12 protein-coding genes are annotated in these 16,184 nt (G+C 63.2%); 10 read left to right on the top strand and 2 right to left on the bottom strand.

Annotation, left to right across the window (positions count from 1 at the left end):
• Window positions 1-84: 84 nt before the first annotated feature.
• The 7 genes from SZ63_RS06925 (at window position 85) to SZ63_RS06895 (ending at window position 12,081) form a co-directional block, all read left to right on the top strand.
• Window positions 85-2,109: a sodium-translocating pyrophosphatase gene (locus SZ63_RS06925; protein ID WP_048183082.1), complete on the top strand. Its 2,025-nt coding sequence runs from the start codon at window positions 85-87 to the stop codon at window positions 2,107-2,109.
• A gap of 182 nt (window positions 2,110-2,291) precedes the next feature.
• Complete coding sequence (locus tag SZ63_RS06920) at window positions 2,292-3,008, top strand: DUF2162 family putative transporter (protein WP_048183080.1); 717 nt, start codon at window positions 2,292-2,294, stop codon at window positions 3,006-3,008.
• Window positions 3,005-3,625, top strand: coding sequence for a MotA/TolQ/ExbB proton channel family protein (locus tag SZ63_RS06915; protein ID WP_082122677.1), 621 nt, complete (start codon window positions 3,005-3,007; stop codon window positions 3,623-3,625). Before SZ63_RS06920 ends, SZ63_RS06915 begins: the two co-directional genes overlap by 4 nt.
• On the top strand, window positions 3,622-3,963 hold the full coding sequence (locus tag SZ63_RS06910) for a DUF2149 domain-containing protein (protein WP_048183074.1): 342 nt from the start codon (window positions 3,622-3,624) through the stop codon (window positions 3,961-3,963). The genes SZ63_RS06915 and SZ63_RS06910 overlap by 4 nt, the downstream gene beginning before the upstream one ends.
• A 235-nt stretch (window positions 3,964-4,198) precedes the next feature.
• Window positions 4,199-8,578 (top strand): cobaltochelatase subunit CobN, encoded by a 4,380-nt coding sequence (locus SZ63_RS06905; protein WP_241481272.1) that lies wholly within the window; start codon window positions 4,199-4,201, stop codon window positions 8,576-8,578.
• Window positions 8,579-8,889: 311 nt separating this feature from the next.
• Window positions 8,890-10,779 carry an acetate--CoA ligase gene (gene acs / locus SZ63_RS06900; protein WP_048183068.1) on the top strand — a complete coding sequence of 630 codons (1,890 nt, stop codon included), beginning with the start codon at window positions 8,890-8,892 and terminating at the stop codon, window positions 10,777-10,779.
• A gap of 6 nt (window positions 10,780-10,785) precedes the next feature.
• Window positions 10,786-12,081 carry an L-lactate MFS transporter gene (locus SZ63_RS06895; RefSeq protein WP_048183064.1) on the top strand — a complete coding sequence of 432 codons (1,296 nt, stop codon included), beginning with the start codon at window positions 10,786-10,788 and terminating at the stop codon, window positions 12,079-12,081.
• Here SZ63_RS06895 and SZ63_RS06890 read toward each other — a convergent pair.
• Window positions 12,065-12,535: a ribonuclease III domain-containing protein gene (locus tag SZ63_RS06890; RefSeq protein ID WP_048183061.1), complete on the bottom strand. Its 471-nt coding sequence runs from the start codon at window positions 12,533-12,535 to the stop codon at window positions 12,065-12,067. The genes SZ63_RS06895 and SZ63_RS06890 overlap by 17 nt on opposite strands.
• 9 nt (window positions 12,536-12,544) lie before the next feature.
• Entirely contained in the window at window positions 12,545-13,030 is a 486-nt protein-coding gene (locus SZ63_RS06885) for a peptidylprolyl isomerase (protein ID WP_048183058.1), read from the bottom strand.
• A gap of 208 nt (window positions 13,031-13,238) precedes the next feature.
• Here SZ63_RS06885 and SZ63_RS06880 point away from each other — a divergent pair, with 208 nt between their 5' ends.
• The 3 genes from SZ63_RS06880 to SZ63_RS06870 all read left to right on the top strand — a co-directional run bounded on the left by SZ63_RS06880 (window position 13,239) and on the right by SZ63_RS06870 (window position 16,168).
• Window positions 13,239-13,928, top strand: coding sequence for a nucleoside-triphosphatase (locus tag SZ63_RS06880; protein ID WP_048183056.1), 690 nt, complete (start codon window positions 13,239-13,241; stop codon window positions 13,926-13,928).
• Window positions 13,929-14,183: 255 nt separating this feature from the next.
• The gene (locus tag SZ63_RS06875) at window positions 14,184-15,368 is read left to right on the top strand and encodes a FecCD family ABC transporter permease (RefSeq protein WP_241481271.1); all 1,185 of its coding nucleotides are present in this window, start codon (window positions 14,184-14,186) and stop codon (window positions 15,366-15,368) included.
• Complete coding sequence (locus SZ63_RS06870; protein WP_048183053.1) at window positions 15,365-16,168, top strand: ABC transporter ATP-binding protein; 804 nt, start codon at window positions 15,365-15,367, stop codon at window positions 16,166-16,168. Before SZ63_RS06875 ends, SZ63_RS06870 begins: the two co-directional genes overlap by 4 nt.
• Window positions 16,169-16,184 lie beyond the last annotated feature (16 nt).

The raw sequence follows: 16,184 nt of genomic DNA, 5'->3' as shown, positions 1-16,184 counted from the left end.
GCCGGATACCCCGGATCTTTTCCACATATTTAAAAATGTTGAATTCCTCTGTATATGGTACTACAACCGGAGGAATGCAGAGAGATGGATCTGGTATATCTGGCACCCATCGGTGCCGTTCTTGCTCTCCTGTTCGCAGGGTACTCGTACATGAGTATCAGGCGGGAGGGGACGGGTACCGACCTGATGCAGAAGATTGCTGCCGCCATTCATGAGGGAGCAATGGTCTACCTGAACAGGCAGTACCGCGCTATAGCCGTATTTGTCATCGTCCTTGCCGTCGTTCTCGGCGTCTGGATTAACCCGCTCACCGCGGCCTGCTTCGTGCTCGGTGCGGCGCTCTCGGCGACGGCCGGCTACATCGGCATGTTCACCGCCACGGCCGCAAACGTCCGGACGACGAACGCCGCACGGCGCGGGATCGCCGATGCGTTCCGTGTCTCGTTCGCGAGCGGTTCGGTCATGGGCATGGCCGTGGTCGGGCTCGGGCTTCTCGGGCTCTCGGTCGCCTACATGGTCGTCAGCAACTTCACGGGACTCGGTCAGGCCGAAGTGCTCACCATCGTGACCGGGTTCGGTCTCGGTGCAAGTTCGATCGCTCTCTTCGCCCGTGTCGGCGGCGGTATCTTTACCAAGGCCGCTGACGTCGGTGCCGACCTCGTCGGCAAGGTCGAGGCGGGCATCCCCGAGGACGACCCCCGCAACCCTGCCGTCATCGCCGACAACGTCGGTGACAACGTCGGCGACGTCGCCGGCATGGGTGCCGACCTCTACGAGTCCTACGTCGGCTCGATCATCGCTGCAATGGTTCTCGGCGTCGCCGTCGCGGCCACGCAGTTCCCGAACGCCGAGCTCATGAACGTGATCCTCCTCCCGCTGCTTATCGCGGCAGTCGGTATCGTCGCGTCCATCATCGGTTCGCTCTTCGTGCGGACGAACAAGACCGAGAGCAGCGCCATCCACATGGCCTTCAACAAGGGTCTTCTGGCCGCGATGGTCGTGACGGTCGCCGCCGCCTACTTCCTGGTGACCCGGCTCCTCGGGGCGGAGTACATCGGCGTCTTCTACGCGGCCGTCGCCGGTCTCGTCGCAGGGTTCGCCATTGGCCTGATCACCGAGTTCTACACCTCCTTTGAGCGGAGCCCGACCCTCGCCATCGTCAAGTCGAGCGAGACCGGGGCCGCGACCACCATCATCACCGGGTTTGCAAAGGGGATGGAGAGCACCCTCTGGCCGGTCCTGATCATCTCCGTCGCGATCTTCGTCTCCTACCAGGTCGCCGGACTCTACGGTATCGCGATCGCCGCCGTCGGCATGCTCGCGACGCTCGGGATCTCCCTCTCCGTCGACGCTTACGGTCCGGTCGCCGACAACGCCGGCGGTATCGCCGAGATGTCCCACCAGAAGCCCGAGGTCCGCGAGATCACCGACACGCTCGATGCCGTCGGGAACACCACCGCCGCCATCGGCAAGGGATTCGCTATCGGCTCTGCGGCGCTGACGGCGCTCGCGCTCTTCTCCGCCTACACCCAGGCGGTCGGCCTCTCGGTCATCGACGTCTCGGTCCCGAACGTCTTCATCGGCGTCCTGATCGGTGCGATGCTTCCCTTCCTCTTCTGCTCCATCACGATGATGGCAGTGGGGAAAGCTGCCTACAGCATCGTCCACGAGGTCCGCCGCCAGTTCAAGGAGATCACCGGCCTCATGGAGGGGACGGCCGAGCCCGACTACGCCTCCTGCATCGCCATCTCCACCCACTCGGCGCTGCGCGAGATGATCCTGCCCGGCGTCCTCGCCGTCGCCGCGCCGCTCGCCGTCGGGTTCGTCCTCGGCACCGAGGCGCTCGGCGGTCTGCTCGTCGGCTCGCTTGCGGCCGGGTTCCTCCTCGCCGTCACGATGGCGAACTCCGGCGGAGCCTGGGACAACGCGAAGAAGTACATCGAGCAGGGCCACCTCGGTGGCAAGGGCTCCCCGGCCCACAAGGCGGCGGTCGTCGGCGACACCGTGGGCGATCCCTTCAAGGACACCTCGGGCCCCGCGATCAACATTCTCCTGAAACTGATGTCCATGGTCGCGCTGGTCTTCGCGCCGCTGATCCTGGTCATCTAATCTTACTCACTTTTTTGGCAAACTCACCTGCGCCGGAACCCGCACGGGCGCGGCTATACTATTGCGCTGCTCCGGCACAGGCATCTGCGGAGTTGTATTCCGGATTCCGGCGACAAAATACTGCAGTTTTAGTACCAGAACCGTCTATTTTATAAAGTACATTTGTTTAAACTTAAATAATTATGAGTAACGTTGTCAACTTCCTCACCGCCGGCGTCTTCGGCGGCACCGCCCTTCTGGCATTGAAGAGTGGAGTCGGGTGCGGGCTTTCGGGACTGCGAACGCGCGAGACGCTCTGTCTTGCATCCGTGTACGCGTTCACGGCGCTTATCATAGGAGCGGTCGTGGGCAGCATTCCGGTAGACGCAACAGAGCAGATCGTCGGGCTCGGCGTTGTCATGCATCTCGTCATCGGGCTCGCGCTCGTCTATTTCGGCATCAGAACGAAGAAGGCGTGGCTGTCAGACCGGCAAGACATATCGTGTCGGACGTTTCTCCTGATGTCACTTCCCTGCCCGGCATGCCTTGCAGCAACATTCCTTTCGTGCCTCATCTTCACCGACATCGCCGGAGTGAGCGGCGTTGCGGCGGGCGCCGTTGTCGGGGGCGTCTTTCTTGTAGGAACCCTGGTAGGGGGAGCTGGCACGAGCTGGATTACAAAAAAAGCCAACATGAAAAACCCCTCCACCCTGGGTAACGTCATGCTGTTTCTCGGTCTCTTCTACCTGCTCTGCCTCCTCCTCGTCCCGGCTTACCTGCAGGCGCAGGATGCGCCGGCATTCGGCATCGCAACGGATCCGGCCGGCATGCTCCTTGCGCTCGTCCTGATGACGGCTCTGATCGCGTTCGGGGCGCTCGCCGACAGAATCCGGCACACCGTGGATCATGGAGGGAGATGATGGACCTATCGACACTGATCATGGAGACCATGTTCACCCTGTCCGGGGCACTGCTCTATCCTGCAATCATACTGCTTCTTGCCTTCGTTGTCTGGACACTGACGGCTCTCGGCCAGTTCATCTCCGAGTATTCGGGAAGAACACGGAGCCTCGAACGGCTCAGGGACGGGTGCCGGGAGACCCAGGCGCTCGTCCAGGCCGGGTCGTACGGCGAGGCCGCAGAGACGCTGGCGGCGTCGGGGTCAAACCCGCTTCTCAGATCGTTTACCGGCGACCTTGCGAAACTCCTCGACGACGACCGGTTTTCGATCGAGTCGGAAAAACTCCTTCAGGACTACGAGATACGCATTGCAGCTGAACTGGAACGGCTCAAAGTCCTGACGCGGACAGCTCCCATGCTCGGGCTCATGGGAACGTTGATACCCCTCGGCCCCGCGCTGATGGGTCTTTCGGCAGGGAACGTCGAGACGCTGGCGTCCAATCTGGTCATCGCATTCAGCACGACGGTGCTCGGGCTGTTTGCCGGAGGCATCGCCTACGCCATCATGCTGACGAAGCGCCGGTGGTACCTGCAGGACTTGAGCGACATGGAGTACGTGGTGAGGATGGTGGGATGAGAAGACGACGCATCATCCTCGACGACGAGGACGAAGACCCTCTCTCCGGCGTCGCCAACCTCTTTGACGTCGCTATGGTCTTCGCCGTCGCCCTCCTGGTCGCGCTCGTCGTCGCCTACAACGTTCCCGAGCTCCTCGACGATGAAGCGGACCTCACGGTGGTGAAAAACCCGGGACAGCCGAATATGCAGATCATCATCAAGGAAGGCAAGACGCTCAAGGTGCTGAATATGACCGAGGAACTTGCCGGCGGCCAGGGCAGCCGCATGGGCACGGCGTACCGTCTGGAGAGCGGCGAGATCATTTACGTTCCCGACGACGGGGACGCGGATAACTAACTCTTTTATCCAGAAACCGGCCTCTTCCGCCGCTTCGATGCGTAACGTATATTAGCAATCAAGCGTACTTGATCTACCTAAACATTACTTTACTATCTACCCGGCCGAAAAGAGGAGCGCCGGGAAGAAAAGAGGCCAGATTATGAGAGTTAAACGAAAAAGCCAGTTATACAGTCTGTTTGCATTGATCTTGATTGTCCTCCTCCTGATCGCACCCGTAGCGGGTGGAGAGACAGTGCAGAATGAAACGAACTCGATCGTGATCATCACGAGCGACGATCAAAGGCGGGTAGCGATCATGAACATGAACGGGAGCCTTCCGCTAAACATCACGCCCTTCTCCGAAGAAGAGGCAATGCTGCACGACTTCTCCGAAGATCTCTCCATCTTCGCCGCTTCCATCGGCAACGATACCGTTGCCCACATCAACAGCACGCTGAACCCGAACGCCACGGCAATTACCTGCCATCTCCCCGAAGGCGTGACCTTCGGTATCCCTGCAGATGAAGTTCTGCGGCAATACTGGCTCTACGGCGGCGAAGCAAACCTCGAACAACTCCTCCTGGCCCTGGACAACCGGTTCTACGGGGCCGGCCACGACCTTGCAGATCCCGTCCCGCAGCCCGGCAGACCAGGAATCGCGTACGTCTTCTCCCGCACATCCGAGGTCGCGAGCATGACATCGGTTTCCGGTAATTCTACAATCCAGTCGATGATGGACATCTCCGTATACCTTGGCAGATCGAACGAAGATCTCTCCTTCAATCTCGACGGAAACGACGTCATCCTGCTCTCAAACCTGGACGCACCGGTCGTCGAGGCCATCAGAGATACCGTAGAGGACGCACGGGATAACGGGAGCGTCGTCATCGCCTGCGGGCCGCTCGTAGAGAGTTACAACCTGCACACCGTCGACCCGTCCGATCCGGCCGTTGCCGAGATCGCCGCCTACCTCGAATATCCATCCGATACGAACTTCGAGAACCTGGCACGCTACATAGGAGTCACGTACTGTAACATTACGACAGACGTGGCGCCTCCCCAGGAGCGGCCGGTCTACGGCATCTATCACCCCGACGCCCCCAATATCTTCGCAACGTCGGCAGAGTACCTGGACTGGTACAGCGCTTCCGGCAGATACGACGCAACGCGTCCGACCGTCGGCATCATCACCGGCGAGTACAAGTATATGGACCGGGACGGCCCCATGATCGACGCTCTGGTTCGTTCATTTGAAGAGAAGGACGTCAACGTTATCGTAGCCACCTACCACTACAAGGACCCGATACGAATCGGCTACTTCCTGGACAACAACGGAGCGGTGCTCATCGATACCGCCGTGCTCATCTCGAAGGGTTCCCGGCTCGACTACTCCGACCCCGAGAGAGGAGTCGAGAACCTGCAATATCTCAACGTCCCGGTGCTTAACGCCGTCAGGCTCTTTTACGACGTCAACGAAACGACCTGGAGAGAGAGCCCCCACGGTGTCGGGCCGGAGCAGGCATACCAGCTGGTCATGGCGGAACTCGACGGCGTCATCGAACCCATCGTCGTCACGGGCAAGGAGCTCGATCCCGTCACGGCCGAACTCTACTACAAGCCGTTCGACGACCAGGTTGCGTGGCTGACGGAGCGCACACTCGGTTGGGTGAACCTGCACCGAACCGCCAATGCGGAGAAGAAGATCGTCATCCCGTATTACAGCGCCGAAGGAGGGCGGGCGACCGTGGGCGCCGACATCGACTATTACCTCAACGCGCAGGCAAGCCTTGCCAGCCTGCTCGGGGCGATGCAGGACCGGGGATACGACCTCGGCACCGGCCAGCTGCCCGATGCGGACGAACTTGCCGACCTGATGGCGACGCAGGGCTACAATATCGGAACCTGGGCACAGGAAGAGCTGGATAGCCGCGTCGAGGCCGGCAACGTGATCCTGATCCCGGAAAGCCAGTACCTCGCATGGTTCAACGAACTGCCCGCTACAAAACGCCAGGAGATGATCGATATCTGGGGCGAACCCCCCGGCGAGATCATGGTATACGAGGACGGAGGAGTGCGTTCCCTGGTCATCCCGACGATCCAGTTTGGCAACGTCCTGCTCGTGCCGGACCCGATGTGGGGCTGGAACCAGGATACCGACGTGATGTATCACGACGGGTCGATTCCTCCGACACACCAGTGTCTGGCCTTCTACTACTACATGGACCGAGTATACGGGGCCGACGCCATCTTCTCCATCTTCAGCAGCATCGAGATGATGCCCGGAAAAGAATCAGGGCTTGCCGCAGACGATTGGGGGGCTCTTTTGATGGGCGACATGCCGCACGTCCACGTGCTTCCGATGGATGCGGAAGGGATCTTCGATCGGCGCCGTGCAAACATGGCGATTGTCGACTTCCTGACCCCGACCATCGTTCCGTCGGGCCTTTACGGCCCGCTCGCCGACCTTGACGAAACCATCACCAATTACCGGACGGTCGTTGACGAGGCCGTAAAGGCCGAGTACCGGTCCGAGATCATCGCCACTGTCGAGGAACTCGATCTCGATACGGATCTCGGTGCCGACCTGGCGGCTCTGGAAGGCAATGTTGCCGCATTTGATGTCTTTGTCGACGATCTGGACGAATACCTGCTGGAACTGAAGACCACGTTCATGCCCTACGGTTCGCACACGCTCGGCGAGGTGCCGGCAGGCGAACAGCTCGTCGCCATGATAGACGGCATGCTGGGCGCCCCGTTCGCCGATCACGTCGCTGCGGCCGGCGGCAGCGAAGAGAACCGCCTGGAACTCCTCGCCGAAGTGGTCATCAACGGCGCATCTCCGGCGGACGCGCAGGTAACGTTCCTGGGCGCCGCGCATGCGGACGTCACCGCCGACCTCAACCGGGCACTGGACTACAGGAACCGGATCGAAGGCTGCAGCATCGAGATACCGCGTATCCTGGATGCCCTCGAGGCGAAGTACATCCCTCCCGGCCCGAACGGCGACCCGATACGCAATCCGGACGCGCTCCCGACCGGCAGAAACCTCTGTACCTTCGACGACCGGATCATTCCTACCCACGCCGCCTGGACGGTCGGACAGACGCTCGGGGATGAACTGCTCGCGACGCACATTGCATCGCACGGAACGTATCCCGACAAGGTCGCGTTCCTGCTCTGGTCGATCGAGACATCGCGCCACCAGGGAACGATGGAGGCTGAGATCCTCTACCTTCTCGGCGTCAGGCCCGTATGGAACAACTACGGCCGCGTGGACGATGTGGAACTGATCCCGTCCGCGGAACTCGGCCGCCCCCGTATCGACGTACTTGTCGTCACGTCGGGCTCGTACAGGGACATGTATGCCAGTAAATTACTCCTGATCGATAAAGCGGTGCGAATTGCCGCCGCTGCCGACGACGGCGCCACACCGAACTATGTCCGCGAACATACCGCAGCGATCTACCAGGAACTCCTCAATCAGGGGTATGATGAGGAGACCGCAAGGGAACTTGCAGCCTCCCGCATCTTCTGCCCGCCGCCGGACTCGTACACCCCCGGCATAGAGCACGCCATCGGGGCCACCGACACCTGGAGCAGCACCGAAGATCTCGCCGAACTCTACATCAACCGGATGGGCTACGTCTACGGGAGTACGATCTGGGGAGAGCAGTATGCCGACGTCTTCCGTGCAAACCTGGGCGATGTGGACTCTGCCGTCTTCTCCAGGACATCCAACGTCTACGGAACACTGGAGCACCCGATGGTTGCGGCCTACTTCGGGGGGCTGAACCTGGCGGTGAAGAGCGTATCCGGAATCTCTCCCGATATGTATATCAATAACCAGCGGGACGCGCAGAACCAGAAATTAGAGACACTCCAGCACTTCGTCAGCCGCGATCTCCGTTCCCGGTACCTGAATCCCGAATGGATAAAAGGAATGATGGAACAGGGCTTCGACGGAGCCCGCTATATGGAGGCATTCGTGGAAAATATGTGGATCTGGGACGTCACCATGCCGGATCTCATCACCGAGGAGATGTGGGACAGCGTCTACGAGACATACGCCGAGGATCAGTATGACCTCGGCCTGAAAGAGTTCCTCGATGCACGCAATCCCTACGCATATCAGTCGATTGCCGCAAGGATGCTGGATGCCGCCAGAAAGGGCTACTGGAACCCCGATGCCGATGTCCTGCAGCACCTCGCACAGGAGTTCCAGCAGTCGGTCGAGTTCCACGGGGTGACATGCTGCCACCACACCTGCGGCAACCTCCAGCTGGAGGCCTACATCCAGAGCCAGATCCCCGCACCCCAGGCACCCGATTCCAGCAGCAGCGGCAAGCGTCCATCCTCCCGCTCCTCCTCTTCGGCGCTCCCCACGTTCACACCGATTCCTTCCGGCACGGGAGATCAGGTCACCAACACGACGGATGCATCGGGGATCGGGAAGACCGTCGATAAAATGGCCGGCGATGTGGCAAAGGCCGCGCAGGAGGTGAGCGGCCACGTGATGCGGGAGGTACAGGATGCGGTGGACAATCCGACCACCAGCACGCCCCTCATTCCCGTGGTGCTGGTTATCCTGGTCGTCGGCGCAATAGCCGCCGGGTTCTGGCTTAAGCGACGGTGAAGGACTCATCCTTTTTTGACATCTGCGGATTGGGGGCAGACCGGAGACCGGCATCCGCCCCTCCGCGTCCTTCATGCAAACCCCGCCTTCCACCCCCGGACCGATTTCTGTTGTCCCGGAGACCGCAAAGTTTATCACACATTATACATTATTAATCGTGTAAAATTCAGGACGGCCACGCAGAGAAGAGGTCTGCGATGGTTACGCCCCGCGGGGACCGGCACCGCCTGCCGGCGACCGGTAAGCATCGGTAGCACGATTACGGGCTGCAAAAACCGGCCCGGATGATGAATGAAGACGGATGAAGAGAAATGGCAGAGACATTTGCCGTGAAACTGGAAGAGAAGTGCTACTACCCCGACCCCCGGTGCAAGGCGACCGCCTGGACGCCGGACTACACGCAGGCCTACAGCGAGTTCCTGCGCGACCCGGAAGGGTTCTGGGACCGGGTCGCCCGCGAGCTCGACTGGTTCGAGCCCTGGGACCGGGTGAGGGAGTGGAACTACCCCTACGCGAAGTGGTTCGTCAACGGAAAACTGAACATCACCACGAGCTGCCTGGACCGCCACGTCGCCGGCGGCCGGAAGGATAAGCCGGCGATCGTCTGGCACGGGGAGAGCGGAGAGAAGCGGATCCTCTCCTACGAGGCCCTGCACCGCGAGGTGATGCGGTTTGCAAACGGCCTGAAGTCCCTCGGGGTCGGTAAGGGCGACCGGGTCTGCATCTACATGCCGCTCGTCCCCGAGCAGGTCGTCGCGATGCTCGCCTGCGCCCGGATCGGGGCCGTCCACTCGGTGGTCTTCGGCGGGTTCGGACCCGATGCGCTCGCGATGCGGATCAACGATGCCGAGGCGAAGGTCCTCGTCACCGCGGACGTCGGCTATCGCCGGGGAAAGACCGTCCCGCTCCGTGAACTCGCGAGCGAGGCGCTCGCCCACACACCGGGCGTCGAGAAGGTCGTCGTCCTCCGGCGCGAGACCCCGGCCGTCGAACTCGACCCCGGCCGGGAGGTCGACTACGCCGATCTGGTGGCCCGCGCCGCACCCGACTGCCCGGCCGAACCGATGGATTCGGAAGACCCGCTCTTCATCCTGTATACCAGCGGCTCGACCGGTGCGCCGAAAGGCATCGTGCACACCTGCGGCGGCTACGCGGTCGGAACCTACTACACCACCCGCCACGTCTTCGACGTCAAGGAGGACGACGTCTACTGGTGCACCGCCGACACCGGCTGGATCACCGGCCACAGCTACATCGTCTACGGCCCGCTCGAGGTCGGCACGACCGTCGTCCTCGCCGAAGGAACGCCGGATTACCCGGATCCGGGCGCATACTGGCAGCTGGTCCAGGACCTCGGGGTGACGATCTTCTACACCGCGCCGACGGCCATCCGGATGTTCATGCGCTACGGCGACGGGTGGCCGGCGAAGTACGACCTCTCGACGCTCCGGGTGCTCGGCTCGGTCGGCGAACCGCTCAACCCGGAGGCGTTCGAGTGGTACTACCGCGCGATCGGCGGCGGGCGGTGCCCGGTCGTGGATACCTGGTGGCAGACCGAGACCGGAATGCACATGGTGACCACGATGATCGGCGAGCCGATGAAGCCTGGGTTCGCCGGAAAGCCCATCCCGGGCGCCGTCGTGGACGTCGTCGACAGGACGGGGAAACCCGTTCCCCCCGGCACCGGCGGGTTCCTGGTCATCCGGGAGCCCTGGCCGGCGATGCTCCGGACGGTTCACGGCAACGACGAGCGCTACTGCACCTACTGGAAGACCATCCCGGGGTGCTACACCGCGGGCGACCTCGCGGTGAAGGACGAGGACGGCTACATCATGGTCCTCGGCCGGGCCGACGACCTGATCGTCGTTGCCGGGCACAACATCGGGACGGCCGAGGTCGAGAGCGCCCTCGTCTCCCACGACGCGGTGGCGGAGGCGGCGGTCATCGGGAAACCCGATTCCCTGAAAGGGAACGTCATCAAGGCGTTCGTCACCCTCCGCGTGGGGGTGAACTCCGGCGACGGCCTCACCGACGACCTCGCCCGCCACGTCCGTAAGAGCCTCGGGCCGGTCGCGGTTCCGGCCGAGTTCGAGTTCATGGACAGGCTCCCGAAGACCCGGAGCGGCAAGATCATGCGCCGGGTCTTGAAAGCCCGCGAGCTCGGCATGGACCCGGGCGACATCTCCACCCTGGAGGAGTAGACGGCCATGCCGGATACAACGATCTTCGGCCTGCCTGCGGAGAAGGGGCGGTGGGGGCTCGTCGCCCTCGGCCTCGTCGTCAACCTCTGCCTCGGGAGCATTTACTCCTGGAGCGTCTTCGTCGCGCCGCTTGCGGCGCACTTCACCGCGACGCTCGGCCGGGAGGTGACGGCGGCGGAGGTTCTCCTCCCGTTCTCGGTCTTCCTCGCCTTCTTCGCGATAGCCATGCCGCTCGCCGGGAAGTACATCGAGCGCTACGGCCCGCGGAAGGTGACGGTCGTCGGCGGGCTCCTCACCGGCCTCGGGTGGCTCCTCGCCTCGACGGCGACGTCGGTCGAGGCACTCTACGTCGTCTACGGCGTTATCGGCGGCCTCGGTGTCGGGATCGCCTACGGGGCGCCGGTCGCCGTGGCCGCCCGATGGTTCCCGGACCGGCGGGGTCTTGCCGTCGGGCTCGCCCTCCTCGGGTTCGGGTTCTCGGCCTTCGTCACCGCGAACGCCGCAGGAGCCCTGATCGCCGCCTACGGGGTCATGGCGACGTTCCGGATCTTCGGCGCCGCGCTGATCGCCGTCCTGGTTCTCTCGGCCCTGCCGCTCCGGTTCCCGCCGGAGGGCTGGCGGCCGGCGGGCTGGTCGGCGCCCGCGCCCGGGGTCGGAACGACGCCGGTCTGCGAGTGCGACCGGAGAGGGATGCTCCGGACGGGGACGTTCTACGGGCTCTTCGCCTGCTACTTCGTCGGCTGCCTCGCGGGGCTGATGGCGATCTCGATTGCAAAACCGGTCGGGACCGAACTCGCCGGGGTGGACGCGGGGCTCGCGACGCTCCTCGTCGGGTTCTTCGCCGTCTTCAACGGGCTGGGCCGGCCGGCATTCGGCGGGCTTGCCGACCGGATATCGGCGCAGAAGACGGCGATGCTGACGTTTGGTCTGATTGCGGCGGCGTCCGTCCTGATGTGGCTCGCACCGGGTGTGCCGGCCTACGTCGTCGCGTTCGCCGTCCTCTGGGGCTGCCTCGGAGGCTGGCTTGCGATCGCGCCGACGGCGACGGCCTCCTACTTCGGGACGTGCGACTACCCGCGCTGCTACGGGGTCGTCTTCCTCGCCTACGGCGCAGGCGCCATCGCCGGGCCGCAGCTCGCGGGGTTCATCCGGACGGCGACCGGAACCTACCTCGGGGTCTTCCCGTGGGTCGCGGCCCTCGCGGCGGCGGGGTTCGGCGTCGCCTGGCTCCTGATGCGGCCGCCGGCGGGGGTTCCGGCACCGGGGGAGGAGAGAGAAGAAGGGGTTACGCCTTCTCCGTGAGCCCGAGCCGCCGGAGCACTCCCGCGGCCGCACCCATCCCGCCGTCCAGGTAGACGGCGCCGACGAGGGCTTCCAGGCACTCGGCGAGGACCCGGCCGGAGGTCCAGACCCTCTGGGCGGCCTCCCCTTTTCCCCAGCGGACGTAGTCCGCGAGGTCGAGGCCCTCCGCGAGCCCGCGGAGCCGGGTCATGTTCACCAGGTTCATCTTCTCGTTGGTGATCGCTCCCTTGTCGTGCGCCCCGCCCGCGACCACCGCCTCCACCACCGCGACGTTGATGACCGCATCGCCGAGGGTGGCGAGAGCGTCCATGTGGGCGTCCGGAGGGAGGCCTGCCTCCAGGGTGTAGGCGAGGCGGGTGAGCGCCCGTTCGAGGAGCGAACGATCCTTGAAGGTATAGCCGATCCGCTCCTCGACCACGCCCGGATTCCCGTAGCCGGCGTCACTATGGCGCATAAAAAAGGATTACTCCAGGACTTCCGCCTTCTCGATCCGGACGGGGACCTTCGGCCGGTCGGCGGAGTCCGTCTTCACCTTCCCGATCTTGTCGATGACGTCCATCCCGCTGACCACCTCGCCGAAGACCGGGTGGGCGCTCGGCGTCCGGGGGTTGTCCCAGTCGAGGTAGGTGTTGTCGACGAGGTTGATGAAGAACTGGCTGCCGCCGGAGTTGGGGCGGCCGGTGTTCGCCATCGCGATCGTCCCCCGGACGTTCGAGTGGCCCTTCACGAACTCATCGGTGATGGTGTAGCCCGGCCCGCCCGTTCCGGTGCCGGTGGGATCGCCGCCCTGGATCATGAAGTTCGCGATCACCCTATGAAAGATCGTGCCGTCGTAGAACCCGGACTTCGCGAGTTTCACAAAGTTCCCCGCGGTCACCGGCATGTCGTCGTAGAGGCGGATCGTGATCTCTCCCATGGTCGTGTGGAGCACGACTTTTGTCTCTGCCATAACAATTAACTCCGTTATGGTATTTTCCGTCGTTGCTACTTATACTGATGGAGGGCGGTATGCCGGGAGGCCCGGCCCACCCGGTCAACAAGATCACATAAACAAACCCCTCAAGTAAAAATGATTTATATGATTAGCCCGGAAGTATATGCATGTACTCCGGAGCGAACACTCCCCGCCCGACCTATTGCAGCGGAGGGGTTCCGGGATGAACCACCGGGCGCCGGTCTTCATCATCACCGGCGGGCAGGGCCAGTGCAAGACGACGTTCCTGCACCTGGTTCTCGGGCTCATCGTCGGGCTGAACGTCCGGGTCCGCGGGGTCATCGCTCCCGGACACGTGCGGGACGGGCGGAGGTCGGGGTTCACCCTGGTCGATCTCGCCACCGGCGGGCACGAGGAACTCTGCTCGATCGACCCCGATCCCCGGTGCGAGGCCCACGGCCGGTTCTATTTCCGCCCCGAAGGGCTCGCGTTCGGCCGCAGGGCGCTCGCGCCGCCGGACCCGCGGGAGACCGATCTCGTGGTCATCGACGAGGTGGGGAGGTTCGAGCTCCAGGGCGGGGTCTGGGCGGAGCAGCTCGACCGGCTGCTCGCACACCCCCACCCGCCGATGGTCTGGACGGTCCGGCGCCGGCTCCTCGACACGGTCGTCGAGCGGTGGAATATCACGAACCCCGTCGTGGTGGACGTCGGGGCCGCGAGCGTCATGGCGACGGCGGACGCCGTGATGGATGCCGTCTGGGAGTGGCGGGAGGCGCAGACGTTCTCCCCGGTTCCGGCGCCTCCGGTTCCGGGGGATCGCATCGCCGCTCCAGCGCTCTTTGCGGATACGGCCGCCGGGGCGCCACGGAGCACCCCGGTGATCCTCCGGCGCTGCTACGGGCCGGAGGAGTGAGGGGGGGGCGACCCCTGATCCGGAACGAAAATAGGTATCTGCCCAAAAACCCTCCTCATCTCTTTTTCTCCAGTACGTGAGCAGGTTACGAGGACACCGGCCGCGCACGCTCGGTGCATGACTTTTAGTCCCCGGCCGCAGCCGAAAAACGGGGTATTCAGAACCTTTTTATCGTTGTTGTAAATGTTATGTCGTTTACATTTCCATATAATTAAGTAAATATCGTATGCATATCCGGTATGGACGGTACATCGGATGACCCATAGGAAAGAGCCGATCATGGAGATCGGGCAGGAGCCCCGGAACGCTGCGATCGGTCTTTTGCGATCGGTCTTTCGGGACGGCACGCCGGTTCACGAAGCCGTTCTCCGGCTGATCCCGGCAGAGAAGGCCATCTATCTCCTCCCGGTCGCCCTCTTCTTCTTCTCCCTCTTCTTCGGGAGATACATGATGGACCCGGTGGAGACCTTCCGGGTCCTCATCGTCGGAACGGCGAACGGGTTCCTCGACGGCGCGTCGTCCCTCCTCTCGGCCGTCTCCGGTCACCCGGTCCTCCTCCCCTCCTTCGAGCAGACCTGGGGAGCATCGGAAGAGACGGTCGTCTTCCGGATCAGGCTCCCGCGGTTGATAGCGGCGATGCTCGTCGGGGGAGGGCTCGCCATCGCCGGCGCCTCGTTCCAGGGCCTCTTCAAAAACCCCCTCGTCTCGCCCGACATCCTCGGCGTCTCCGCCGGAGCAGGGTTCGGGGCAGCCGTCGGGATCCTCCTCTCCGGCAACCCCATGGTTATCCAGATCTCCGCCTTCTTCTTCGGGATCCTCGCGGTCGCCGTCACCTACGGCATCGGTCGGGCCGTCGGCAAGGGCTCGACCCTCGTCCTCGTCCTCGGGGGGATCATCGTTGGATCACTCTTCTCCGCCTTCATATCCCTCACCAAGTACATCGCCGACCCGTACGACACCCTGCCCGCGATAGTCTTCTGGCTGATGGGAAGCCTCTCTACGGTCTCGAACGCCGACGTCATCGCGGTTGCCCCGCCGATCCTTCTCGGCGCTCTCTGCCTTTACCTCGTCAGGTGGCGGATCAACCTCCTCGCGGTCGGCGAAGAGGAGGCGCGGGCGCTCGGGGTGGACACAAAGAGGATGACCGTGGTGCTCATCATCGCCTCGACGGTCATCACCGCCTCCGCGGTCTGTATCAGCGGGATCATCGGCTGGGTCGGCCTCGTCGTCCCCCACATAGGAAGGATGCTCGTCGGCCCGGATTTCCGCAAGCTCATCCCCGTATCAGCCATCCTCGGGGCATCGTTCCTTCTCGTCGTCGACGACATCGCAAGAACCCTGACCGCAGCCGAGATCCCGCTCGGCATCCTGACGTCGCTCGTCGGTGCGCCATTCTTTGCATACCTCCTGACACGCAAAAAGGTAGGCTGGATATCATGATCCTGAACGTCAACAACGCCTCGTTCTCGTACGACGGCATCACAAAACAGTTCGAAGAGATCTCCCTCTCCCTCCGGAGAGGAGAGGTCCTCTCCCTCCTCGGGAGGAACGGGACCGGAAAATCGACCCTGATCAAGTGCATCTTAAACATCCTCACGCTCCAGAAGGGGGAGGTGGAGATCAACGGCCGCCGGGTCGCCGGCATGCGGCCCGACGAGATCGCACGCGAGATCGGCTACGTTCCCCAGACGCACCGCGCCGTCTTTCCGTTCAGGGCGTTCGATTTCGCCCTCATGGGGAGAGCCCCCCACATCCCGACCTTCTCGGTCCCGGGGGAGGAGGACTGCGAGAAGGTGGAGGAGGCGTTTGCGCGGATCGGGATAGCGCACCTCCAGGACAAGTGTATCTCCGAGATATCGGGCGGGGAGTCGCAGATGGTGATGATTGCCCGCGCTCTTGCCCAGGAGCCGTCGCTGCTCATCCTCGACGAACCGACGTCGCACCTCGATATCGGCAACCAGATGAAGGTGATCGCGACGATCGACCGGCTGGCCGCCGACGGGATCGCCATCCTGATGAGCACCCACTTCCCGGACCACGGTTTTCTGCTCTCGCACACGGTCGCCATCCTCGAGAACGGCAGGCTGATCGCACGGGGACCGGCCGAGGACGTCATCACGAAGGAGAACCTGCGGGAGGCCTACGGGATCGACGTCTGTGTCCGCTACGTCGAAGAGGTGGAGCGGATGGTCTGCATCCCGATGAGCCCGTGCGGCTGCCGCGGGAGGGAGGAGGCGTAATGCCGCGAAGGCGGCT

Source organism: Methanoculleus sediminis (genome assembly GCF_001017125.1).
In the GTDB taxonomy this organism is placed as follows: Archaea; Halobacteriota; Methanomicrobia; order Methanomicrobiales; family Methanoculleaceae; genus Methanoculleus; species Methanoculleus sediminis.
Note: the sequence above shows the minus strand (reverse complement) of the source record. Positions and strands in the feature narration are given on the sequence as shown.